General features: G+C 71.9%; 18 protein-coding genes. 16 read left to right on the top strand and 2 right to left on the bottom strand.

What is annotated here, in order from left to right:
• Positions 1 to 66 precede the first annotated feature (66 nt).
• Positions 67 to 606 carry a beta-class carbonic anhydrase gene (locus ACNJ93_RS07585; RefSeq protein ID WP_418956573.1) on the bottom strand — a complete coding sequence of 180 codons (540 nt, stop codon included), beginning with the start codon at positions 604 to 606 and terminating at the stop codon, positions 67 to 69.
• A 333-nt stretch (positions 607 to 939) separates the two neighbouring features.
• On the opposite strand from ACNJ93_RS07585, the gene rsmH reads away from it, so the two are divergent.
• The 16 genes from rsmH to ACNJ93_RS07505 all read left to right on the top strand — a co-directional run bounded on the left by rsmH (position 940) and on the right by ACNJ93_RS07505 (position 18,561).
• Positions 940 to 1,899: a 16S rRNA (cytosine(1402)-N(4))-methyltransferase RsmH gene (gene rsmH, locus ACNJ93_RS07580; RefSeq protein ID WP_418956572.1), complete on the top strand. Its 960-nt coding sequence runs from the start codon at positions 940 to 942 to the stop codon at positions 1,897 to 1,899.
• 16 nt (positions 1,900 to 1,915) lie between these two features.
• The gene (locus ACNJ93_RS07575; protein WP_418956571.1) at positions 1,916 to 2,452 is read left to right on the top strand and encodes a septum formation initiator; all 537 of its coding nucleotides are present in this window, start codon (positions 1,916 to 1,918) and stop codon (positions 2,450 to 2,452) included.
• Positions 2,453 to 2,456: 4 nt separating this feature from the next.
• Positions 2,457 to 4,460: a peptidoglycan D,D-transpeptidase FtsI family protein gene (locus ACNJ93_RS07570; RefSeq protein WP_418956570.1), complete on the top strand. Its 2,004-nt coding sequence runs from the start codon at positions 2,457 to 2,459 to the stop codon at positions 4,458 to 4,460.
• 16 nt (positions 4,461 to 4,476) lie between these two features.
• Positions 4,477 to 6,126: a UDP-N-acetylmuramoyl-L-alanyl-D-glutamate--2,6-diaminopimelate ligase gene (locus ACNJ93_RS07565; protein ID WP_418956569.1), complete on the top strand. Its 1,650-nt coding sequence runs from the start codon at positions 4,477 to 4,479 to the stop codon at positions 6,124 to 6,126.
• 4 nt (positions 6,127 to 6,130) lie between these two features.
• Positions 6,131 to 7,546, top strand: a complete 1,416-nt coding sequence (locus ACNJ93_RS07560; RefSeq protein WP_418956568.1) for a UDP-N-acetylmuramoyl-tripeptide--D-alanyl-D-alanine ligase — start codon at positions 6,131 to 6,133, stop codon at positions 7,544 to 7,546.
• Positions 7,543 to 8,613 (top strand): phospho-N-acetylmuramoyl-pentapeptide-transferase, encoded by a 1,071-nt coding sequence (gene mraY, locus ACNJ93_RS07555; protein WP_418956567.1) that lies wholly within the window; start codon positions 7,543 to 7,545, stop codon positions 8,611 to 8,613. Before ACNJ93_RS07560 ends, mraY begins: the two co-directional genes overlap by 4 nt.
• Positions 8,595 to 10,049 (top strand): UDP-N-acetylmuramoyl-L-alanine--D-glutamate ligase, encoded by a 1,455-nt coding sequence (gene murD / locus ACNJ93_RS07550; protein ID WP_418956566.1) that lies wholly within the window; start codon positions 8,595 to 8,597, stop codon positions 10,047 to 10,049. Before mraY ends, murD begins: the two co-directional genes overlap by 19 nt.
• A 56-nt stretch (positions 10,050 to 10,105) precedes the next feature.
• Positions 10,106 to 11,446 (top strand): putative lipid II flippase FtsW, encoded by a 1,341-nt coding sequence (gene ftsW / locus ACNJ93_RS07545; protein WP_418956565.1) that lies wholly within the window; start codon positions 10,106 to 10,108, stop codon positions 11,444 to 11,446.
• A 6-nt stretch (positions 11,447 to 11,452) separates the two neighbouring features.
• On the top strand, positions 11,453 to 12,547 hold the full coding sequence (gene murG / locus ACNJ93_RS07540; protein ID WP_418956564.1) for an undecaprenyldiphospho-muramoylpentapeptide beta-N-acetylglucosaminyltransferase: 1,095 nt from the start codon (positions 11,453 to 11,455) through the stop codon (positions 12,545 to 12,547).
• A gap of 22 nt (positions 12,548 to 12,569) precedes the next feature.
• Positions 12,570 to 13,376 carry a cell division protein FtsQ/DivIB gene (locus ACNJ93_RS07535; protein ID WP_418956563.1) on the top strand — a complete coding sequence of 269 codons (807 nt, stop codon included), beginning with the start codon at positions 12,570 to 12,572 and terminating at the stop codon, positions 13,374 to 13,376.
• A gap of 279 nt (positions 13,377 to 13,655) precedes the next feature.
• Positions 13,656 to 14,870, top strand: a complete 1,215-nt coding sequence (gene ftsZ, locus ACNJ93_RS07530; protein ID WP_418956562.1) for a cell division protein FtsZ — start codon at positions 13,656 to 13,658, stop codon at positions 14,868 to 14,870.
• Positions 14,867 to 15,613: a peptidoglycan editing factor PgeF gene (gene pgeF / locus ACNJ93_RS07525; RefSeq protein WP_418956561.1), complete on the top strand. Its 747-nt coding sequence runs from the start codon at positions 14,867 to 14,869 to the stop codon at positions 15,611 to 15,613. Before ftsZ ends, pgeF begins: the two co-directional genes overlap by 4 nt.
• Entirely contained in the window at positions 15,610 to 16,329 is a 720-nt protein-coding gene (locus ACNJ93_RS07520) for a YggS family pyridoxal phosphate-dependent enzyme (RefSeq protein WP_418956560.1), read from the top strand. Before pgeF ends, ACNJ93_RS07520 begins: the two co-directional genes overlap by 4 nt.
• A gap of 143 nt (positions 16,330 to 16,472) precedes the next feature.
• Positions 16,473 to 17,087, top strand: coding sequence for a cell division protein SepF (locus tag ACNJ93_RS07515; RefSeq protein ID WP_418956559.1), 615 nt, complete (start codon positions 16,473 to 16,475; stop codon positions 17,085 to 17,087).
• 72 nt (positions 17,088 to 17,159) lie between these two features.
• A complete protein-coding gene (locus ACNJ93_RS07510; protein WP_418956558.1) occupies positions 17,160 to 17,450 on the top strand; it encodes a YggT family protein in 291 nt (96 codons plus the stop codon).
• A 55-nt stretch (positions 17,451 to 17,505) separates the two neighbouring features.
• A complete protein-coding gene (locus ACNJ93_RS07505) occupies positions 17,506 to 18,561 on the top strand; it encodes a DivIVA domain-containing protein (RefSeq protein WP_418956557.1) in 1,056 nt (351 codons plus the stop codon).
• A gap of 162 nt (positions 18,562 to 18,723) precedes the next feature.
• Here ACNJ93_RS07505 and ileS read toward each other — a convergent pair whose 3' ends face one another.
• Entirely contained in the window at positions 18,724 to 21,873 is a 3,150-nt protein-coding gene (gene ileS / locus ACNJ93_RS07500) for an isoleucine--tRNA ligase (protein WP_418956556.1), read from the bottom strand.
• Positions 21,874 to 22,307 lie beyond the last annotated feature (434 nt).

Genomic DNA, 22,307 nt, shown 5'->3' with positions numbered 1-22,307 from the left:
CAGGGCGGCCGCGTCGTGTCACTCGCCTGTGGACAAGTGCCACGGATATGCCGGGGTTTGCCGCTTTCAGGCGGGGTCGATCTCGCGCAGCAGGCCGGTGTGCACGTCGAAGACGAAGCCGCGGACGTCGTCGGTGTGCAGCAGGAACGGGGAGGTGCGCACCCGCTGCATCGACTGGCGCACGTCCTGTTCGACGTCACGGAAGGCCTCCACCGCCCAGGCCGGCCGCTGCCCGACCTCCATCTCCAGCTCGTGCCGGAACTCCTCGGTCAGCGACTCCAGACCGCAGCCGGTGTGGTGGATCAGCACCACGCTGCGCGTGCCCAGGGCTCGCTGGCTGATGGTGAGGGAGCGGATCACGTCGTCGGTGACCACGCCGCCCGCGTTGCGGATGGTGTGGCAGTCGCCGAGCTCAAGGCCGAGCGCGGCGTGCAGGTCGAGCCGGGCGTCCATGCAGGCGACGACGGCGACGTTCAGGACGGGCCGGGCGTCCATGCCGGGGTCGCTGAAGCGGGCGGCGTACCGCTCGTTCGCCCGGACGAGGCGGTCCGTGACGGTGCCGTCGGCGGTCGCGGCGTCGGCGGAGGGGTGCGCAGAGGTCGACATGTCTACGACGGTAGTGGTCACGAACCTTCGCGTCCCGTTGTGAGGCCGGACAAAGAACGTCAATGCGGCGTGTTGTGAGGTACTCCACAGGGGGTCCGGGAGACGCCGCCGAACGGGTGGGCGCGCCGGAATTCCCGCCCGTCCCGGACGCCCCGGGCGACGCGCTGGCCGGTTGATTGACCGGGCCGACCTGTGGACTAGAGTTGCGCGCAGTTCACGGAGACATTGCGCGATTTCAGTGGTTTCTCCCCGCGTGGGCGGCGGCTGCGTACGGGGGGCCCGGCTGTGACCCGACCGTACGAAGCGCCGCGCCGGATCTACGAGAGGGCGGCATTGAGCAACGACCGACACGTCCCGGTGATGCTCCAGCGGTGCCTGGACATGTTGGCCCCGGCGCTGCGGCGGCCGGACGCGGTCGTGGTCGACTGCACCCTCGGCCTGGGCGGACACAGCGAGGAACTGCTGCGGCAGTTCCCCGAGGTGCGTCTGATCGCCCTCGACCGGGACAAGGAGGCGCTGCGCCTCTCCGGCGAGCGGCTCGCCCCGTACGGCGAGCGCGCCACCCTCGTCCACGCCGTGTACGACGAACTGCCCGAGGTCCTCGACCGGCTCGGCGTCCCGCGCGTCGACGGCGTCCTGTTCGACCTGGGCGTCTCCTCCATGCAGCTGGACGAGGCCGACCGCGGCTTCGCCTACGCCCAGGACGCCCCGCTCGACATGCGCATGGACCAGTCGACCGGCATCAGCGCCGCCGAGGTGCTCAACACCTACCCGGCCGGCGAACTGGTCCGCATCCTGCGCGCCTACGGCGAGGAGAAGCAGGCCAAGCGGATCGTCTCGGCGATCGTCCGGGAGCGCGAGAAGGAGCCGTTCACCAACAGCGCCCGCCTGGTCGAGCTGATCCGCGACGCGCTGCCGCAGGCCGCCAAGCGCACCGGCGGCAACCCGGCCAAGCGCACCTTCCAGGCGCTGCGGATCGAGGTCAACCGGGAGCTGGAGGCCGTCGAGAAGGCGATCCCGGCGGCCGTGAAGGCCGTCAAGGTCGGCGGCCGCGTCGTCGTGCTCTCGTACCAGTCGCTGGAGGACCGCATCGTCAAGCAGGTCTTCGCGGCCGGCGCGGCGACCACGGCCCCGCCCGGACTGCCGGTGGTCCCGGAGAAGTACCAGCCCCGCCTGAAGCTGCTCACCCGCGGCGCCGAACTGCCCACCGAGGAGGAGGTCGCGGAGAACCGCCGCGCGGCCCCGGCCCGGCTGCGGGGCGCGGAGCGGATCCGGGAGGACGAGCCGTCGTGAGGAACGGGGACGCACGGTGACGAAGCAGGGGCCGCTCAAGGGCCGCGCCGCCCGCCTGGGACGGCTCATGCCGTCGGGGCCGAGCACGGCGGCCCGCACCCCGTTCGTCCTGCTGGTCGTCGTGCTCCTCGGCGGCGGCCTGATCACGCTGCTGCTGCTCAACTCCGCGCTCAACCAGGGCTCCTTCAAACTGCGCGACCTCAAGGCCCGCACCACCGAGCTCACCGACGAGGAACAGGCCCTCCAGCGCGACGTCGACGACCACTCGGCCCCCGACGCGCTGGAGCGCCGGGCCCGCGAGCTGGGCATGGTGCCCGGCGGCAGCCCCGCCTTCCTCGACCCCGACGGCAAGGTCCGCGGCGAGCGCTCGGTCGCCACCGCCCCGCCGGAGCCGAGCCCCGAGGCCGGCACCACGCCCCCGCGCACCTCCGCCGACGCGGCCCCCGGCGCCGCGTCGCAGCCGGACGCCCCGCGGCCCGGGACGAACCGGCCGCCGACCTCCAGGACGCCCGCAGCCCCACCCGAGCCCGCCCCGACGACCTCCGGCAGGTGACGCCGTGCCCTCCAAGGAACCCCCGGGCCGCCGGGTCCCCGGCCCCGCGCGCCCCCGGCCCTCCTCCTCCGCGGCCCCGCGCAGGACCGCGACGCCCCGCCCGTCCGCCGCGCAGCCCGGCCGCCCGTCCGCCGCGCGCCGCCCGGCCGGCGCCCGCCCCGCCCGGCCGCGCCCCAGGGCGCGCACCATCCGGCTGGGCCGCCCCCGGCCGCGGCTGCGCCTGGTCTCCATCGGGCTGACCCTCGTCATGGTGGCCTTCGTGGTCCGGCTGCTCCAGGTGCAGGCCGTCGACGCCGCCGCGTACGCGGCCAAGGCCGAGAAGCACCGCTACCAGGAGTACACGCTCTCCGCCGACCGCGGCGAGATCACCGACCGGGCCGGCATCGCGCTCGCCGCGAGCGTCGACGCGTACGACATCACCGCCGACCCCAAGCTCTTCACCCCCGAGGAGAGCAAGCGCCCGGACGCCCCCGAACAGGCCGCCGCGCTCCTCGCGCCGATCCTCGGCAAGGAGCCCGCCGAACTCGCCAAGAAGCTGCGCACCCCCAAGTCCCGCTACGCGCTCCTGGCCCGCAAGCAGACCCCCCAGGTCTGGAACCAGATCAAGGACCTGAAGAAGGTCTACGCCCAGAAGTCCCGCCCCTCCCAGGGCGGCAACGGGATCAACCTGCTCGGCGGCATCCTCTCCGAGCGCAGCACGAAGCGGGTGTACCCCAACGGCGAACTGGCCGCCGGGATACTGGGTTACGTCAACGCCGAGGGCCGCGGCGCGGGCGGCCTGGAGTCCATGCTCGACAAGGAGCTGGCCGGCAAGGACGGCAAGATCCGCTACGCCCAGTCCGGCGGCCGCGAGGTCCCGACCGCGGGCTCCCGCGGCACGCCCGCCGTGCCCGGCGCCGACATCGAGCTGACCATCGACCGGGACATCCAGTGGGCCGCCCAGCAGGCCATCACCGAGCAGGTGAAGAAGTCCAAGGCCGACCGCGGCTACGTGATAGTGCAGGACATCAAGACCGGTGAGGTGCTGGCCATGGCCAACGCCCCCGGCTTCGACCCCAACGACCTCAGCCAGGCGAACGCCGCCGCCATGGGCAACGCCGCGCTCCAGGACGCGTACGAGCCCGGCTCCACCAGCAAGGTCATGTCCATGGCCGCGGTCCTGGAGGAGGGCGTGGCCGCCCCCGGCACCCACGTCACCGTGCCCAACCGGCTGCACCGCGGCGACCGGCTGTTCAAGGACGACATCGACCACCCCACCTGGTACCTGACCCTCAACGGCGTGCTCGCGAAGTCCAGCAACATCGGCACCATCCTGGCCACCGGACAACTCGGCGACACCCAGGCCGAGTCCAACAAGATCCTCTACTCGTACCTGCGCAAGTTCGGCATCGGCAGCCCCAGCGGCCTCGGCTACCCCGGCGAGACCCCCGGCATCCTCGCCCCGCCGCAGAAGTGGTCGACCTCGCAGCAGTACACGATCCCCTTCGGCCAGGGCCTGTCCATCAACGCCATGCAGGCCACCTCCGTGTACTCCACCATCGCCAACGGCGGCGTCCGCGTCGAGCCGACCCTCGTCCGCGGCACCCGCGGCCCCGAAGGGAACTTCACGCCCGCCCCCGAGCCCAAGCAGACCCGCGTGGTCAGCGAGAAGACCGCCAGGACCCTCGCGCAGATGCTGGAGTCCGTGGTCGGCGACGAGGAGGGCACCGGCACCAAGGCCGCCATCCCGGGCTACCGCGTCGCCGGCAAGACCGGCACCGCCAACCGCGTCGACCCCGAACTCGGCCGCTACAAGGGCTACACGGCCTCCTTCGCCGGCTTCGCGCCCGCCGACAAGCCCCGCGTCACCGTCTACTGCGCCATCCAGAACCCCACCAAGGGCAGCTACTTCGGCGGACAGATCTGCGGCCCCATCTACAAGAAGGTCATGGAGTTCGCCCTCAAGACCCTGCACGTCGCCCCGACCGGCGCCGAACCACCCCGGATGCCGGTCTCCTTCACACCCTGAACCGGCGGGAGCACCAGTGAGAACGATCACCCCCGAATCCGGGAACCGGAAGCCCGACGACCGCACCCCCGAGGGCTCATTTAGCCCTGCGCAGGGTGTGCCCGGTACGCTCACCGCCGTGCCACAAGCTGATCAGTACCGAACCGCCCCGCCCCGCCCGGCGCAGCCCTCCCCGACCTCCCTCGGCGAGCTGGCCGCCCGGCTGGGCGTCGAGACCGCGGGCCGGGCCGAGGTGACCGGGATCACCCACGACTCGCGGGCGGTACGCCCCGGGGACGTGTACGCGGCCCTGCCCGGCGCCCGGCTGCACGGCGCCGACTTCGCCGCCCAGGCCGCCGGCCTCGGCGCGGTCGCGATCCTCACCGACCCGAGCGGCGCCGAGCGCGCCGCCGCGACCGGACTGCCGGTCCTCGCGGTCGAGGACCCGCGCGGCCGGATGGGCGAGCTCGCCGCCGAGATCTACGGGCGGCCCGGCGACGGACTGCTGCAGCTCGGCATCACCGGCACCTCCGGCAAGACCACCACGGCGTACCTCGTCGAGGGCGGCCTGCGGGCCGCCGGGCGGAGCACCGGACTGGTCGGCACCGTCGAGATGCGGATCGGCGACGAGCGCATCAAGTCCGAGCGCACCACCCCCGAGGCCACCGACCTGCAGGCGCTGTTCGCGGTCATGTGCGAGCGCGGCGTCGAGGCCGTCGCCATGGAGGTCTCCAGCCACGCCCTCGTGCTCGGCCGGGTCGACGGCTGTGTCTTCGACGTCGCCGTCTTCAACAACCTCAGCCCGGAGCACATGGAGTTCCACTCCGACATGGAGGACTACTTCCAGGCCAAGGCGCAGCTGTTCACGCCGAAACGCAGCAAACAGGGCGTGGTGAACCTGGACGACGCGTACGGCCGCCGGCTCGCGAAGGAGTCCGGTGTCCCGGTCGTCACGTTCTCCGCCGCGGGCGACCCGGCCGCCGACTGGCGTGCCGAGGACGTCGTCCTGGGCGCCGCCGACTCGACGTTCACCGCCGTCGGCCCGAAGGGCGAGCGGGTCCGCGCCACCGCCCCGCTGCCCGGCCCGTTCAACGTGGCCAACACCCTCGCCGCGATCGTCACCCTCGCCGTCGCCGGGATCGACCCGCAGACCGCCGCCGACGGCGTGGCCGCCGTCCCCGGCGTCCCCGGCCGGCTGGAGCGCGTCGACGCCGGCCAGCCGTACCTCGCGGTGGTGGACTACGCGCACAAGACCGACGCCGTCGAATCGGTGCTCCGCTCGCTGCGCGAGGTCACCGAGGGCCGGCTGCACATCGTCATCGGCTGCGGCGGCGACCGGGACTCCACCAAGCGCGGCCCGATGGGCGCCGCCGCGGCCCGGCTCGCCGACACCGCCGTACTGACCTCCGACAACCCCCGCTCCGAGGACCCCCTGGCGATCCTGCTCGCGATGCTCACGGGCGCCGCCGGGGTCCCCGCCGAGGAGCGCGGCGCGGTGCTGGTCGAACCCGACCGGGCCGCCGCGATCGCCGCGGCCGTGGCCCGCGCACAGCCCGGCGACACGGTCCTCGTCGCCGGCAAGGGCCACGAGCAGGGCCAGGACGTGGGCGGAGTGGTCCGCCCCTTCGACGACCGCGAGGTCCTGCGCGCCGCGATCGAAAACCGACACGAGAACAGTCAGGGATGAAGCAGTGATCGCCCTCTCCCTCGCCGAGATCGCCGAAATCGTCGGCGGGCAGGCGTACGACATACCGGATCCGTCCGTCCGGATCACCGGTCCCGTCGTCATCGACTCCCGCGAGGTACGGCCCGGCAGCCTCTTCGCCGCCTTCGCCGGCGAGCGCGTCGACGGCCACGACTACGCGGTGCGCGCGGTCGAGGCGGGCGCGGCAGCCGTCCTGGCCGCCCGCCCCGTCGGCGTGCCCGCGATCGTCGTGGACGACGTCCAGGCGGCGCTCGGCGCGCTGGCCCGCGCCGTCGTCGAACGGCTCGGCACCGACGTGGTCGCGTTGACCGGTTCGGCCGGCAAGACCTCCACCAAGGACCTGATCGCCCAGGTCCTGCAGAAGCACGCGCCGACCGTGTGGACGCCCGGCTCGCTCAACAACGAGATCGGGCTGCCGCTCACCGCGCTGACGGCCACCGAGGACACCCGGCACCTTGTCCTCGAGATGGGCGCCCGCGGCATCGGCCACATCCGCTACCTGACGGGCCTGACGCCGCCGCGTATCGGCGTCGTCCTCAACGTCGGCTCCGCCCACATCGGCGAGTTCGGCGGCCGCGAGCAGATCGCGCAGGCCAAGGGCGAGCTCGTCGAGAGCCTGCCGGAGGACGGCGTCGCGGTCCTGAACGCCGACGACCCGCTCGTGCGCGCCATGGCCGCCCGCACCAAGGCCCGCGTGCTGCTCTTCGGCGAGGCCGAGGACGCGGCCGTACGTGCCGAGAATGTCCGGCTCATGGAGAACGGACAACCCTCTTTCAGTCTTCACACACCCACCGGGTGCAGTGACGTGACCTTGCGCCTGTACGGTGAGCACCACGTGTCGAACGCGCTCGCCGCGGCCGCCGTCGCCCATGAGCTGGGCATGCCTGTCGAGGAGATCGCCACCGCGCTCTCCGAGGCCGGTTCCCTCTCCCGCTGGCGCATGGAGGTCACCGAGCGTCCGGACGGCGTCACGGTCGTCAACGACGCCTACAACGCGAACCCCGAGTCCATGCGAGCCGCCCTGCGCGCGCTCGCGGCCATGGGCAGGGCCGCTCAGGCCCGGGGCGCGCGGACGTGGGCGGTGCTCGGCAAGATGGCCGAGCTCGGCGACGACTCGCTCGCCGAGCACGACGCGGTCGGGCGGCTCGCCGTCCGGCTCAACGTCAGCAAGCTCGTCGCGGTCGGGGACAGGGAAGCGTCCTGGCTGCAACTGGGCGCATATAACGAGGGTTCGTGGGGTGAGGAGTCGGTGCACGTGTCCGACGCGCAGGCGGCGGTCGACCTGTTGCGCAGAGAACTGCGTCCGGGGGACGTCGTGCTGGTGAAGGCGTCCCGGTCGGTGGGGCTCGAGCAGGTCGCCCTGGCACTGCTCGACTCCGGGAGCGAGGTCGCCGGGCGATGAGGCAGATCCTCTTCGCGGGAGCCATCGGTCTCTTCCTGACCCTGATCGGCACCCCGCTGCTCATCAAGCTGCTGGCCCGCAAGGGATACGGGCAGTTCATCCGGGACGACGGCCCGCGCACCCACGGCAGCAAGAAGGGCACGCCCACCATGGGCGGCATCTCCTTCATCCTCGCCACGCTCATCGCGTACGCCCTCGCCAAGGTCATCACCGGCGAGGACCCGACGTACTCGGGCGTCCTCGTGCTGTTCCTGATGGCCGGCATGGGCCTGGTCGGCTTCCTCGACGACTACATCAAGATCGTCAAGCAGCGGTCGCTCGGTCTGCGGGCCAAGGCGAAGATGGCCGGCCAGCTGATCGTCGGCATCGCGTTCGCCGTGCTGTCGCTCCAGTTCGCCGATCTGCGCGGACTGACCCCGGCCTCCACCAAGCTCTCCTTCATCACCGACTTCGGCTGGTCCATCGGACCGGTGCTGTTCGTGGTCTGGGCGCTGTTCATGATCCTGGCCATGTCCAACGGCGTGAACCTGACGGACGGTCTGGACGGCCTGGCCACCGGCGCCTCGGTGATGGTCTTCGGCGCGTACACCTTCATCGGCCTCTGGCAGTTCCAGGAGTCCTGCGCCAACGCGCTCGAACTCACCAACCCGAACGCCTGCTTCGAGGTGCGCGACCCCCTCGACCTCGCGGTCGTCGCCTCCGCGCTGATGGGCGCCTGCTTCGGCTTCCTGTGGTGGAACACCTCGCCGGCCAAGATCTTCATGGGCGACACCGGTTCGCTGGCCCTCGGCGGCGCGCTCGCCGGTCTCGCCATCTGCTCGCGCACCGAGCTGCTGCTCGCCCTGCTCGGCGGCCTGTTCGTGCTGATCACCATGTCCGTGGTCATCCAGGTCGGCTCGTTCAAGATGACCCGCAAGCGCGTCTTCAGGATGGCCCCGCTCCAGCACCACTTCGAGCTCAAGGGCTGGTCCGAGGTGCTCGTCGTGGTCCGGTTCTGGATCATCCAGGGCATGTGCGTCATCGTGGGCCTGGGCCTCTTCTACGCGGGATGGGCGTCCGAGAAGTGAGCGAGACGGTGGACTGGAAGGGCAAGCGGGTCACGGTCGCGGGGCTCGGGGTCTCCGGCATCCCCGCCGCCCGCGTCCTGCACGGCCTCGGCGCGGTGGTGACCGTCGTCAACGACGGCGACGACGAGCGCTCCCGGGCGCAGGCCGCCGAACTGGAGGCGGAGGGGATCACCGTCCGCCTCGGCGACGGGGCGACCCTGCCCGAGGGCACCGAGCTGATCGTCACCGCCCCCGGCTGGCGGCCCGACAAGCCGCTCTTCCAGGCCGCCGCCGAGGCGGGCGTGGAGGTCTGGGGCGACGTCGAACTGGCCTGGCGTCTGCGCGGGCCCGACGCCGCTCCCTGGCTCGCGGTCACCGGCACCAACGGCAAGACCACGACCGTGCGGATGCTCGCCTCCATCCTGGAGGCGGCCGGTCTGCGGACCGCCGCCGTCGGCAACATCGGCGTCTCGCTGCTCGACGCCGTCCTCGGCGAGGAGCGGTACGACGTGCTCGCCGTGGAGCTCTCCAGCTACCAGCTGCACTGGGCCCCGTCCCTGCGGGCCCACTCCGCGGCCGTGCTCAACCTGGCCCCGGACCACCTCGACTGGCACGGCTCCATGGAGGCGTACGCCGCCGACAAGGGCCGGATCTACGAGGGCAACCAGGTCGCCTGCGTCTACAACGTCGCCGACCCCGCCACCGAGCGGCTGGTCGAGGAGGCGGACGTGGTCGAGGGCTGCCGGGCCGTCGGCTTCACCCTCGGCACCCCCGGCCCCTCCATGCTCGGCGTCGTCGACGGCATCCTCGTCGACCGGGCCTTCGTGGAGAACCGGCAGAAGAACGCCCAGGAGCTGGCCGAGGTCTCCGACGTCCAGCCGCCGGCCCCGCACAACATCGCCAACGCCCTGGCCGCGGCCGCCCTGGCCCGCGCCTTCGGCGTCGACGCCAAGGCGGTGCGCGACGGACTGCGGGCCTTCCGCCCCGACGCCCACCGCATCGAGCACGTCCTGGACGTCGACGGCGTCGCGTACGTCGACGACTCCAAGGCCACCAACACCCATGCCGCCGAAGCCTCGTTGGCGGCCTACGAGCCGATCGTCTGGATCGCCGGCGGCCTCGCCAAGGGGGCGACCTTCGACGAGCTCGTGAGCAGGTCCGCGAAGCGGCTGCGGGGCGTGGTGCTGATCGGCCAGGACCGCGCGCTGATCCGCGAAGCCCTGGCGCGACACGCCCCCGAGGTCCCGGTGGTCGACCTCGACCGGACCGACACTGGGGCGATGTCGGCGGCGGTCCAGGAGGCGGCCCGGCTCGCCCGGCCCGGAGACACCGTCCTGCTGGCGCCGGCCTGCGCCTCCATGGACATGTTCGTCAACTACAACAAGCGCGGCGAGGCCTTCGCGGACGCCGTCCGCGCCCTCGCCGGCGCCGAGCAGACCGGCACGGACCCCGCCTGACCTGACCAGCCACCAGGTCCGGCGGCGCCGGACACGACTGGAGGGGACAGCGACTGATGCCGAGCAAGATCGCCGGGACGCGCCGGCCCTCCGCCGTACGCGGCGGGGGGCGGGCCCCCGCCTCCCCGCGGCGCCCCCGCGGCGGCGGCCTGCGGCGGAGCTACGAGCGGGCCCGGCGGGCCTGGGACCGGCCGCTCACCGCGTACTACGTGATCCTGGGCGCCGGCCTGCTGATCACCACGCTCGGCCTGGTGATGGTCTACTCGGCCTCGATGATCACGGCGCTGAAGTACGACCTGCCCGCCACGTACTTCTTCGGCAAGCAGTTCCTCGCCGCCCTCATCGGCGGCGGACTGCTGCTGCTGGCCTCCCGGATGCCGGTGCGCCTGCACCGCGCGCTGGCCTACCCGCTGCTGATGGGCACCGTCTTCCTCATGGTGCTGGTCCAGATCCCCGGGATAGGGCACTCCGTCAACGGCAACCAGAACTGGATCTACCTGGGCGGGCCCTTCCAGCTCCAGCCCAGCGAGTTCGGCAAGCTGGCGCTGATCCTGTGGGGCGCGGACCTGCTGGCCCGCAAGCACGACATGAGGCTGCTGACCCAGTGGAAGCACATGCTGGTCCCGCTGGTCCCCGGCACGTTCATGCTGCTCGGACTGATCATGCTCGGCGGGGACATGGGCACCTCCATCGTCCTCGCCGCGATCCTCTTCGGCCTGCTGTGGACCGCCGGGGCGCCCACCCGGCTGTTCGCCGGGGTGCTCGCCGTCGCCGGCCTGATCGGTCTGATCCTCATCAAGACCAGCCCCAACCGGATGAAGCGGTTCGCCTGCATCGGGGCCAGCGACCCCGGCGGGGAGGGGGACCCGTGCTGGCAGGCCGCGCACGGGATCTATGCTCTGGCATCGGGCGGATGGTTCGGTTCCGGTCTGGGTGCCAGTGTGGAAAAATGGGGCCAACTGCCTGAAGCGCACACCGACTTCATCTTCGCCGTCACCGGGGAGGAACTGGGGCTGGCGGGGACGCTGTCGGTGCTCGCCCTGTTCGCGGCTCTAGGCTATGCGGGTATCCGCGTGGCCGGACGCACGGAGGACCCCTTCGTGAGGTTTGCCGCGGGAGGCGTGACCACCTGGATCACGGCGCAGGCCGTGATCAACATCGGTGCGGTGCTCGGTCTGCTGCCGATCGCCGGAGTCCCGCTCCCGCTGTTCTCCTACGGAGGGTCGGCCCTGCTGCCGACCATGTTCGCCGTCGGGTTGCTGATCGCCTTCGCGCGACAGGAGCCCGCCGCGAAAGCGGCCCTGGCCATGCGCCGCCCCGGCTGGGGCAAGCGGGCCGGGGTGAGATGGAAGTCGATGCGACGGCGCGTCAAGAAGCGTCCGTCCGGAGAGCGGTGAATTTCGGTGCATGTCGTACTCGCCGGTGGGGGGACCGCCGGCCACATCGAGCCCGCGCTCGCCCTCGCGGACGCCCTGCGCAGGCAGGACCCCACCGTGGGGATCACGGCGCTGGGCACCGAGCGCGGGCTCGAGACCCGGCTCGTGCCCGAGCGGGGTTACGAGCTGGCGCTCATCCCCGCCGTGCCGCTGCCGCGCAAGCCCACCCCGGAGCTGATCACCGTCCCCGGGCGGCTGCGCGGCACGATCAAGGCCGCCGAGCAGGTCCTGGAGCGCACCAAGGCCGACTGCGTGGTCGGCTTCGGCGGCTACGTGGCCCTGCCCGGCTATCTGGCCGCCAAGCGGCTCGGCGTGCCGATCGTGGTCCACGAGGCCAACGCGCGGCCCGGTCTGGCCAACAAGATCGGTTCGCGGTACGCGCACGGCGTCGGTGTCGCCACCCCGGACTCCAAGCTGCGCGGTGCCCGCTACATCGGCATCCCGCTGCGGCACACCATCGCCACCCTCGACCGCGCCCGGGTCCGCCCCGAGGCGCGCGCCGCCTTCGGGCTCGACCCCAACCTGCCGACCCTGCTGGTCTCCGGCGGCTCGCAGGGCGCCCGCCGGCTCAACGAGGTCGTCCAGCAGATCGCCCCGGTGCTCCAGCGCTCCGGCGTCCAGATCCTGCACGCGGTCGGCCCGAAGAACGAACTGCCGCGCGTCGACAACATGCCCGGAATGCCGCCCTACGTGCCGGTACCGTACGTGGACCGGATGGATCTCGCGTACGCCGCGGCCGACATGATGCTCTGCCGGGCGGGCGCGATGACCGTCGCCGAGCTCTCCGCCGTCGGGCTCCCGGCCGCGTACGTGCCGCTGCCCATCGGCAACGGCGAACAGCGGCTCAACGCCCAGCCGGTGGTCAAGGCGGGCGGCGGACTGCTCGTCGACGACGCGGAACTGACCCCGCAGTGGGTGCAGGGCAACGTCCTGCCGGTGCTGTCCGACCCGCACCGGCTGTACGAGATGTCCCGCGCCGCCGCCGAGTTCGGCCGCCGGGACGCCGACGACCTGCTCGTCGGCATGGTGTACGAGGCGATCGCCGCCCACCGTCAGGGGTAGGGCGGCCGGAGGGAGACCGGACGTGGCAGCCGGACCGACGACCGCAGAGCAGCGCGCCCCGCGCGCACCGAAGGACCCGTCGGCCCGGCCGTCCGGCTCCCCGAAGGGCCCCGGCCCGCTCGCCCGGCTGCGCGGTCCGCGCGCGCTGCTCGCCGCCGCGGCCGCCGTCGCCCTCGGCGCCGGCGGCATCTGGGCGCTGTACGGCTCCTCCTGGCTCCGTGTGGAACATGTGAAGACTTCGGGGACGAAGGTCCTCACCCGGGCCGAAGTGGAGGCCGCCGCGGCGGTCCCGCTGGGCTCCCCGCTCGCCTCCGTCGACACGGACGCCATCGCGGCGCGGCTGACGGACCGGCTGCCCCGGATCGACGCGGTGGAGGTCTCCCGGTCCTGGCCGCACGGAATCGATCTGAAAGTGACGGAACGAAAGCCCGTCCTGCTGGTCGAAAAAGGCGGAAAGTTCATCGAAGTGGACGACGGCGGAATGCGTTTCGCCACCGTCGACCGGCCCCCGGCCGGTGTGCCCCGGCTCGTCATGAACGTCTCCGGCTCGCCCAGTCTGCGGCGTTTCGACGCGGACCGGCTGCTCGTCGAGGCGGTGGGCGTCACGGCCGGACTTCCGCGCGCAATCGCCCGGGACGTCCGGGTCGTCAGGGTCGCCTCGTACGACTCCGTCACCCTGGAGCTCGGCGGCGGCCGCACGGTGTTCTGGGGCAGCGGCGAGGACGGCGTGTCGAAGGCCCGGGTGCTGGCCGCGCTGATGAAAGCGGAACCCGAGGCGGGGCACTTCGACGTCAGCGCTCCCACGGCCCCGGCGGCGTCACGGAGTTGACGCGCATCGCCGCTGGCCAGCACCCTGGTTGGCCAGCGCTACGGGTGATCACATAGGGTGAAAAGAAAAACGGGAGGTTCGGCGTGTTCGTTGAACGTGCGCCGCTTGTCGACTTAGTGTCCTGTTCGGAAGAGTCCAGCGAACAGAGACACTGGTAACCCTAAACTTCAACGTTAGGGTTTGGGTCGGCATTTCGGACCGTCCCATCGGCATCCGTCGTCGCGACGCGACTACCACCGCGCAGCGGCGACACGTAACTCGAGGCGAGAGGCCTTCGACGTGGCAGCACCGCAGAACTACCTCGCAGTCATCAAGGTCATCGGTGTCGGCGGCGGTGGTGTCAATGCCATCAACCGAATGATCGAGGTCGGTCTCAAGGGCGTCGAGTTCATCGCCATCAACACCGACGCTCAGGCGCTGTTGATGAGCGACGCCGACGTCAAGCTCGACGTCGGCCGCGAACTCACCCGGGGCCTCGGGGCCGGGGCGAACCCGGCAGTCGGTCGCAAGGCGGCAGAGGACCACCGCGAGGAGATCGAGGAGGTCCTCAAGGGGGCCGACATGGTCTTCGTCACCGCCGGCGAAGGCGGCGGCACCGGAACCGGCGGCGCGCCCGTCGTCGCCAACATCGCGCGCTCGCTGGGCGCCCTCACGATCGGCGTGGTCACCCGCCCGTTCACCTTCGAGGGCCGGCGCCGCGCCAACCAGGCGGAGGACGGCATCGCCGAGCTCCGCGAAGAGGTCGACACCCTCATCGTCATCCCGAACGACCGGCTGCTCTCCATCTCCGACCGCCAGGTCTCGGTCCTCGACGCCTTCAAGTCGGCCGACCAGGTGCTGCTGAGCGGCGTCCAGGGCATCACCGACCTCATCACCACCCCGGGCCTGATCAACCTGGACTTCGCCGACGTCAAGTCGGTCATGTCCGAGGCCGGTTCGGCGCTCATGGGCATCGGCTCGGCCCGCGGCGACGACCGCGCGGTGGCCGCGGCCGAGATGGCGATCTCCTCGCCGCTCCTGGAGGCGTCCATCGACGGCGCCCGCGGTGTGCTGCTCTCCATCTCCGGCGGCTCGGACCTCGGTCTGTTCGAGATCAACGAGGCCGCGCAGCTCGTCAGCGAGGCGGCCCACCCCGAGGCCAACATCATCTTCGGCGCCGTCATCGACGACGCGCTCGGCGACGAGGTCCGGGTCACCGTCATCGCGGCCGGCTTCGACGGCGGCCAGCCGCCGGCCCGGCGCGACAACATCCTCGGCGCGGCCTCGGCCAAGCGCGAGGAGCCGGCCCCCGCGCCCCGGGCCACCGAGACCCCCCGCCCCATCGGCGGCCTCGGCACCGTGACCCCGCGCGAGGACGCCCCGGCCCCGGCCGAGCCGGCCCCGGCGGTCAACGAGACCCCGCTGCAGCCGGCCACCCCGCCGGTGGTCCCGCCGGCCCGCCCGTACCCGGACACCCAGGCCGAAGAGCTGGACGTCCCGGACTTCTTGAAGTGATAGGGCGGCACGACCTCACGAGCGGCGCGCACTTCGCCTTCACCGACCGGTGGGGCGGGGTGAGCGCCGCTCCGTACGAGGAGCTCAACCTCGGCGGCGCGGTCGGCGACGACCCGGAGGCCGTCCGGTCCAACCGGGCGCGCGCCGCCGCCGCGCTGGGTCTCGACCCGGCGCACGTGGTGTGGATGAACCAGGTGCACGGCGCGGACGTCGCGGTGATCGACCGCGACTGGACCCCCGGCACCGCCCTTCCCCCGGTGGACGCGCTGGTCACCGACCGGCGCGACGTCGCGCTCGCGGTGCTGACCGCCGACTGCGTCCCCGTCCTGCTGGCCGACCCGGTCGCCGGCGTCGTGGCCGCCGCCCACGCCGGGCGGCCCGGAATGGTCGCCGGAGTCGTCCCCGCCGCCGTCGAGGCGATGGTGGGGCTCGGCGCCGAACCCGCCCGGATCACCGCCCGCACCGGCCCGGCCGTCTGCGGCCGGTGCTACGAGGTGCCGGAGCGGATGCGCGACGAGGTCGCCGCGGTACGGCCCGAGGCCCGGGCCGAGACCAGCTGGGGAACCCCGGCGGTCGACGTCGCGGCCGGAGTGCACGCCCAGTTGGAAGCGCTGGGGGTACGCGACCGGCGCGCGTCGGACGTCTGCACCCTGGAGTCGGGCGACCACTTCTCGTACCGCAGGGACCGGACGACGGGGCGACTCGCGGGATATGTCTGGTTCGACAGTCAGGAAGAGAGATGACGGACCGCAGAACCCAGCTCGCCGAGAACCTGGCCCGGGTGGAGGAACGTATCTCCGCCGCCTGCGCGGCGGCCGGCCGGCAGCGGGAGGACGTGACCCTCATCGTGGTCACCAAGACCTACCCGGCGAGCGACGTGAGAATCCTGCACGAACTCGGTGTGCGCCACGTGGCCGAGAACCGCGACCAGGACGCGGCGCCCAAGGCCGCGGCCTGTGCGGACCTGGACCTGCGATGGCACTTCGTGGGCCAGTTGCAGACCAATAAGGTCCGTTCCGTGGTGGGTTATGCGGATGTGGTGCAGTCCGTCGACCGCTTGAAGCTCGTCTCCGCTCTCTCCGCGGCCGCGGAGAAGAGGGGACGCGAGCTCGGCTGCCTGATCCAGGTGGCGCTCGACGCCGAGTCGAACGAGCGCGGCGCCCGCGGCGGCGTCGGTCCGGACGGCGTCGAGGAGTTGGCCGGCGCCGTCGAGGCGGCGCCGGGTCTGCGGCTCGACGGCCTGATGACCGTCGCGCCGCTCGCCGGTCCCTACGCGGGCCGGCCGCGCGAGGCGTTCGATCGGCTGATGGATTTGTCGACTGCCCTGCGCGCGAACCGTCCGGCTGCGAACATGGTGTCCGCTGGGATGAGCGCGGATCTCGAAGAGGCCGTGGCCGCCGGGGCGACACACGTCCGCATCGGCAGCGCGGTACTCGGAGTCCGCCCCCGGCTCGGGTAACGTCGCGAAGCAAGTCGGACCACAGCAGAAAATATGGTCATTCCCGCAGATAGCGGGCAGGCCCCGTGGATCGTTGACGCGCTAGGCGGCGCTGCGAAGATGCAGGACCAGGGCGATCCACCACAGAGCGGAGGACTCGGAGAATGGCCGGCGCAATGCGCAAGATGGCGGTCTACCTCGGCCTCGTGGAGGACGATGGGTACGACGGCCGGGGATTCGACCCCGACGACGATTTCGAACCCGAGCTGGAGCCGGAGCCGGAGCGCCGGCACCAGCCGCCCCGCCAGGTGGAGCGCGAGGAGCCGGTCCGCGTCGCGGCGCCGCCGCCGCAGCGTGAGCCGGTGCACGTGCCCGCCGCGCTGTCCGCGGAGAGCGGCCGGCCGGCCCGCATCGCCCCCGTGTCATCCATCACACCAGAACGCCCGAGCCTGGAGAAGAACGCACCGGTGATCATGCCCAAGGTCGTGTCCGAGCGGGAGCCCTACCGCATCACCACGCTGCACCCGCGGACGTACAACGAGGCCCGTACCATCGGGGAACACTTCCGCGAGGGCACCCCCGTGATCATGAACCTCACGGAGATGGACGACACCGACGCGAAGCGACTTGTCGACTTTGCCGCCGGTCTGGTCTTCGGGCTCCATGGCAGCATTGAGCGCGTGACGCAGAAGGTGTTCCTGTTGTCGCCTGCTAACGTCGATGTCACGGCGGAGGACAAGGCCCGCATCGCAGAGGGCGGATTCTTCAACCAGAGCTGAGTACACGACCGAGTACGACCCGGCCGCGAGGCCGGTGGGAGCACGAGAAACAGGGGAGAGGGAAGCGCGGCAATGGGCGTGGCACTGCAAGTGGTCTACATCGCGCTGACGTGCTTCCTCGTCGTGCTGATCTTCCGGTTGGTCATGGACTACGTCTTCCAGTTCGCACGTTCATGGCAACCCGGCAAGGCGATGGTGGTCGTTCTGGAGGCCACCTACACTGTCACCGATCCACCGCTCAAGCTTCTTCGGCGGTTCATCCCGCCGTTGCGTCTCGGGGGCGTGGCACTCGACCTGTCCTTCTTCGTTCTGATGATCATCGTCTACATCCTGATCTCCATCGTGAGCAGCTACGCGAGGTGAATGTGGACGATACGGTCTTGCCGACTGCCGACGACTACGTAGAGGTGAAGAAGAGATGCCGCTGACCCCCGAGGACGTGCGGAACAAGCAGTTCACGACCGTCCGCCTCCGAGAAGGCTATGACGAGGACGAGGTGGATGCCTTCCTCGACGAGGTCGAAGCCGAACTGACCCGCCTGCTCCGCGAGAACGAGGACCTGCGCGCCAAGCTGGCCGCGGCGACGCGTGCCGCCGCGCAGAACCAGCAGCAGGGCATGCGCAAGCCCCCGGAGCCGCAGGACCGTCCGCAGGGTCCCGGCGCGCCTGTGCCCGCCGCCATATCCGGTCCGCCGGTGCAGCAGCAGCCCCCGATGGGTGGCCCGCCGCAGCTGCCGTCCGGTGCCCCTCAGCTTCCCGCCGGCCCCGGCGGACACGGCCCCATGCAGGGCGGACCCATGGGTCCCGGCCCGATGCAGGGCGGCCCCATGGGCGGTCCGATGGGCGGCCCCATGGGCCACCCGCAGCAGGGCATGCCCCAGCCCGGTCAGGGCCCCGGCGGCGACAGCGCCGCGCGCGTCCTGTCGCTGGCCCAGCAGACCGCCGACCAGGCGATCGCCGAGGCCCGCTCCGAGGCGAACAAGATCGTCGGCGAGGCGCGCTCCCGCGCCGAGGGCCTGGAGCGGGACGCCCGCGCCAAGGCGGACGCTCTTGAGCGGGACGCGCAGGAGAAGCACCGCGTCGCGATGGGCTCCCTGGAGTCCGCCCGCGCCACGCTGGAGCGCAAGGTCGAGGACCTCCGGGGCTTCGAGCGCGAGTACCGGACCCGTCTGAAGTCGTACCTCGAGTCCCAGCTGCGTCAGCTGGAGACCCAGGCCGACGACTCGCTGGCCCCGCCGCGGACCCCGGCGACCGCCTCGCTGCCGCCGTCCCCGTCGATGGCGCCGGCCGGTGCGAGCGCGCCGTCCTACGGTGGCAACGGTGCGATGGGCGGAGCCCCTTCGTACGGCGGCCAGCAGCAGATGTCCCCGGCGATGACCCAGCCGATGGCGCCGGTCCGTCCGCAGGCCCCGCAGCCGATGCAGCAGGCCCCGGCGCCGATGCGCGGCTTCCTGATCGACGAGGACGACAACTGATACGGCACGCGCCGCGCGCGTAGCCCCGTCGGCAGTCAAGGGCCGGGCCCCTGGTGACAACCAGGGGCCCGGCCCTTTTGCCGTGCGCGGGCGCCGGCCCGGGCGGCCGGAACGCCGAAGGGCCCGGCCCCTGTCGGGGCCGGGCCCTTCGGGCGCGGTCGCCTACGCCTTGCGGAGGCGGAAGACGAGGCCGAGGGCCTCGTCCTCGAACGGGGCGCCGTACGTGTCGTCGGCCTCGCCCGTCGCGTAGTCCGTCGACAGGACCTCGTCCGCGATCAGGTCCGCGTGCGCCGTGAGCGCCTCCGTGACCTCCGGGTCCTTCGACGTCCAGCGCAGGGCGATCCGGTCCGCCACGTCCAGGCCGCTGTTCTTGCGGGCCTCCTGGATCAGCCGGATCGCGTCACGGGCCAGGCCCGCGCGGCGCAGCTCCGGCGTGATCTCCAGGTCCAGGGCGACCGTCGCGCCCTGGTCGGAGGCCACCGACCAGCCCTCCCGCGGGGTCTCCGTGATGATGACCTCCTCCGGGGTGAGGGTGATCTCCTCGCCGTTCACCTCCAGCCGCGCCTCGCCGTCGCGCAGCGCCAGCGACAGGGCCGCCGCGTCGGCCGCGGCCACCGCCTTCGCCACGTCCTGCACGCCCTTGCCGAACCGCTTGCCCAGCGCGCGGAAGTTCGCCTTCGCGGTGGTGTCGACCAGCGAGCCGCCCACCTCGCTCAGCGAGGCCAGCGAACTGACGTTCAGCTCCTCGGTGATCTGCGCCTGCAGCTCCTCGGAGAGCGCCGCGAAGCCCGTGGCCGCGACCAGTGCCCGCGACAGCGGCTGGCGGGTCTTCACGCCCGACTCCGCGCGCGTCGCCCGGCCCAGCTCGACCAGCCGCCGCACCAGCGCCATCTGCTCGGACAGCGTCGGGTCGATCAGGTCCGCGTCCGCCTCCGGCCACGTCGACAGGTGCACCGACTCCGGCGCCTCCGGCGTCACCGGGACGACCAGGTCCTGCCAGACGCGCTCCGTGATGAACGGGGTCAGCGGGGCCATGAGACGGGTGACCGTCTCGATGACCTCGTGCAGGGTCCGCAGCGCCGCCTTGTCGCCCTGCCAGAACCGGCGCCGCGAGCGGCGCACGTACCAGTTCGACAGGTCGTCGACGAACGCCGAGAGGAGCTTGCCGGCGCGCTGGGTGTCGTAGGCCTCCATCGCCTCGGTGACCTGGGCGACCAGCGCGTTCAGCTCGCTGAGCAGCCAGCGGTCCAGGACGGTGCGCCCGGCGGGCGCCGGGTCGGCCTCGCTCGGCGCCCAGCCCGAGGTACGGGCGTACAGGGCCTGGAAGGCGACCGTGTTCCAGTACGTGAGGAGCGTCTTGCGGACGACCTCCTGGATCGTGCCGTGGCCCACGCGCCGCGCCGCCCACGGCGAGCCGCCGGCCGCCATGAACCAGCGCACCGCGTCCGCGCCGTGCTGGTCCATGAGCGGGATCGGCTGCAGGATGTTGCCCAGGTGCTTGGACATCTTGCGGCCGTCCTCGGCGAGGATGTGGCCCAGGCAGACCACGTTCTCGTACGACGACTTGTCGAAGACCAGGGTGCCGACCGCCATCAGCGTGTAGAACCAGCCGCGGGTCTGGTCGATGGCCTCGCTGATGAACTGCGCCGGGTAGCGGGACTCGAAGAGTTCCTTGTTCTTGTACGGGTAGCCCCACTGCGCGAACGGCATCGAGCCCGAGTCGTACCAGGCGTCGATGACCTCCGGCACGCGCACGGCCTCCAGCGCGCAGCCCTCGGCGGTGCAGGTGAAGGTCACGTCGTCGATGTACGGGCGGTGCGGGTCCAGCTCCGACTGGTCGGCGCCCGTCAGCTCGGTCAGCTCCGCGCGCGAGCCCACGCACGTCAGGTGGCCGTCCTCGCAGCGCCAGATCGGCAGCGGGGTGCCCCAGTAGCGGTTCCGGGACAGGGCCCAGTCGATGTTGTTGTTCAGCCAGTCGCCGAAGCGGCCGTGCTTGACCGAGTCCGGGAACCAGTTGGTCTTCTCGTTCTCCTCGAGGAGACGGTCCTTGACCGCGGTCGTGCGGATGTACCAGGACGGCTGCGCGTAGTACAGCAGCGCCGTGTGGCAGCGCCAGCAGTGCGGGTAGCTGTGCTCGTACGGGATGTGCTTGAACAGCAGGCCCCGGGCGTCCAGGTCGGCCGTCAGCTGCTCGTCGGCCTTCTTGAAGAAGACCCCGCCGACCAGCGGCACGTCCTCCTCGAAGGTGCCGTCCGGGCGGACCGGGTTCACGACCGGCAGGCCGTACGCGCGGCAGACCCTGAGGTCGTCCTCACCGAAGGCGGGGGACTGGTGGACCAGACCCGTACCGTCCTCGGTCGTGACGTACTCGGCGTTGACGACGTAGTGCGCAGGCTCCGGGAACTCGACCAGCTCGAAGGGCCGCTGGTACGTCCAGCGCTCCATCTCCGCGCCGGTGAACGTCTGCCCGGTGGCCTCCCAGCCCTCGCCGAGCGCCTTCTCCAGCAGCGGCTGCGCGACGACGAGCTTCTCCGTGCTCTCGCCGCCGACGGGTGTCGCGACCACGTACGTGACATCGGGGTGCGCGGCGACGGCGGTGTTGGACACCAGCGTCCACGGGGTCGTCGTCCAGACCAGCAGCGATGCCTCGCCCGCGAGCGGGCCGGAGGTCAGCGGGAAGCGGACGAAGACGGAGGGGTCGACGACCGTCTCGTAGCCCTGCGCCAGCTCGTGGTCCGACAGGCCGGTGCCGCAGCGCGGGCACCAGGGGGCGACGCGGTGGTCCTGGACCAGCAGGCCCTTGCCGAAGATCTCCTTCAGCGACCACCAGACCGACTCGATGTACTCGGGGTCCATCGTGCGGTACGCGTCGTCGAGGTCGACCCAGTAGCCCATGCGGGTCGTGAGCTCGGCGAACGCGTCCGTGTGCCGGGTCACCGACTCGCGGCACTTGTCGTTGAAGGCCGCGATGCCGTACGCCTCGATGTCCTTCTTGCCGGAGAAGCCGAGCTCCTTCTCGACGGCCAGCTCGACGGGCAGGCCGTGGCAGTCCCAGCCGGCCTTCCGGGCGACGTGGTAGCCGCGCATGGTGCGGAAGCGCGGGAAGACGTCCTTGAAGACGCGGGCCTCGATGTGGTGCGCGCCGGGCATGCCGTTCGCGGTGGGCGGGCCCTCGTAGAACACCCACTCGGGGCGGCCCTCGGACTGCTCCAGGGTCTTGGCGAAGACCTTGCTCTCGCGCCAGAAATCGAGCACGGCGTGCTCCAGCGCGGGCAGGTCGACCTGGGCGGGCACCTGGCGGTACTGCGTCATCGATCTTCCTCCGGCGGACTGTTCCTCTTCCGTCCGGAGGGACGAGAGACCTGCGCGTGCGCGGCTCCCGCGGTACCACCCTCCTTGGCCCCGGGCGCGAACGCCCCGAGCCCCCTCATTGGGGTCGCGATGCCGGTTCTACTGGCCGCGGTCGCCCGCGGTGTTCTTCCGGCGGCTCCGGGGTGATGCTTCACATCGGGCTCGCCCCCGGGCTCTCACCGTCCCCGGGTCGCTCATGGCTGCGTGCGACGCTACTCGTCCCCATCCATGCCTTTCGCTGTGGCCAGTGTACGGGGCGCGCGGGGGCCCGGCAGACCGGTTTTCCACCGGCGCACCGTACGGGTCGGGAGTGACCCGAATGGCCATACGGGCCGCGCGGGAGTTCCGGCGGGGCCGCGCGGCGGATTACGGGGCGGGGAGCTGGGCACAACGGT

This window comes from Streptomyces tritici (assembly GCF_048500665.1).
GTDB lineage: Bacteria > Actinomycetota > Actinomycetes > Streptomycetales > Streptomycetaceae > Streptomyces > Streptomyces tritici.
The sequence above is the reverse complement of the archived record's forward strand: the minus strand, read 5'-3'. Positions and strand labels throughout refer to the sequence as shown.

What these genes read in the sequence shown, in the direction of transcription:
- ftsW (WP_418956565.1), top strand. Translation starts at nt 10,106, where the DNA reads ATGCCGAGCAAGATCGCCGGGACGCGCCGGCCCTCCGCCGTACGCGGC.
- murD (WP_418956566.1), top strand. Translation starts at nt 8,595, where the DNA reads ATGGGCGTCCGAGAAGTGAGCGAGACGGTGGACTGGAAGGGCAAGCGG.
- ACNJ93_RS07510 (WP_418956558.1), top strand. Translation starts at nt 17,160, where the DNA reads ATGGGCGTGGCACTGCAAGTGGTCTACATCGCGCTGACGTGCTTCCTC.
- ileS (WP_418956556.1), bottom strand. Translation starts at nt 21,873, where the DNA reads ATGACGCAGTACCGCCAGGTGCCCGCCCAGGTCGACCTGCCCGCGCTG.
- mraY (WP_418956567.1), top strand. Translation starts at nt 7,543, where the DNA reads ATGAGGCAGATCCTCTTCGCGGGAGCCATCGGTCTCTTCCTGACCCTG.
- ACNJ93_RS07520 (WP_418956560.1), top strand. Translation starts at nt 15,610, where the DNA reads ATGACGGACCGCAGAACCCAGCTCGCCGAGAACCTGGCCCGGGTGGAG.
- ACNJ93_RS07505 (WP_418956557.1), top strand. Translation starts at nt 17,506, where the DNA reads ATGCCGCTGACCCCCGAGGACGTGCGGAACAAGCAGTTCACGACCGTC.
- ACNJ93_RS07585 (WP_418956573.1), bottom strand. Translation starts at nt 606, where the DNA reads ATGTCGACCTCTGCGCACCCCTCCGCCGACGCCGCGACCGCCGACGGC.
- ACNJ93_RS07515 (WP_418956559.1), top strand. Translation starts at nt 16,473, where the DNA reads ATGGCCGGCGCAATGCGCAAGATGGCGGTCTACCTCGGCCTCGTGGAG.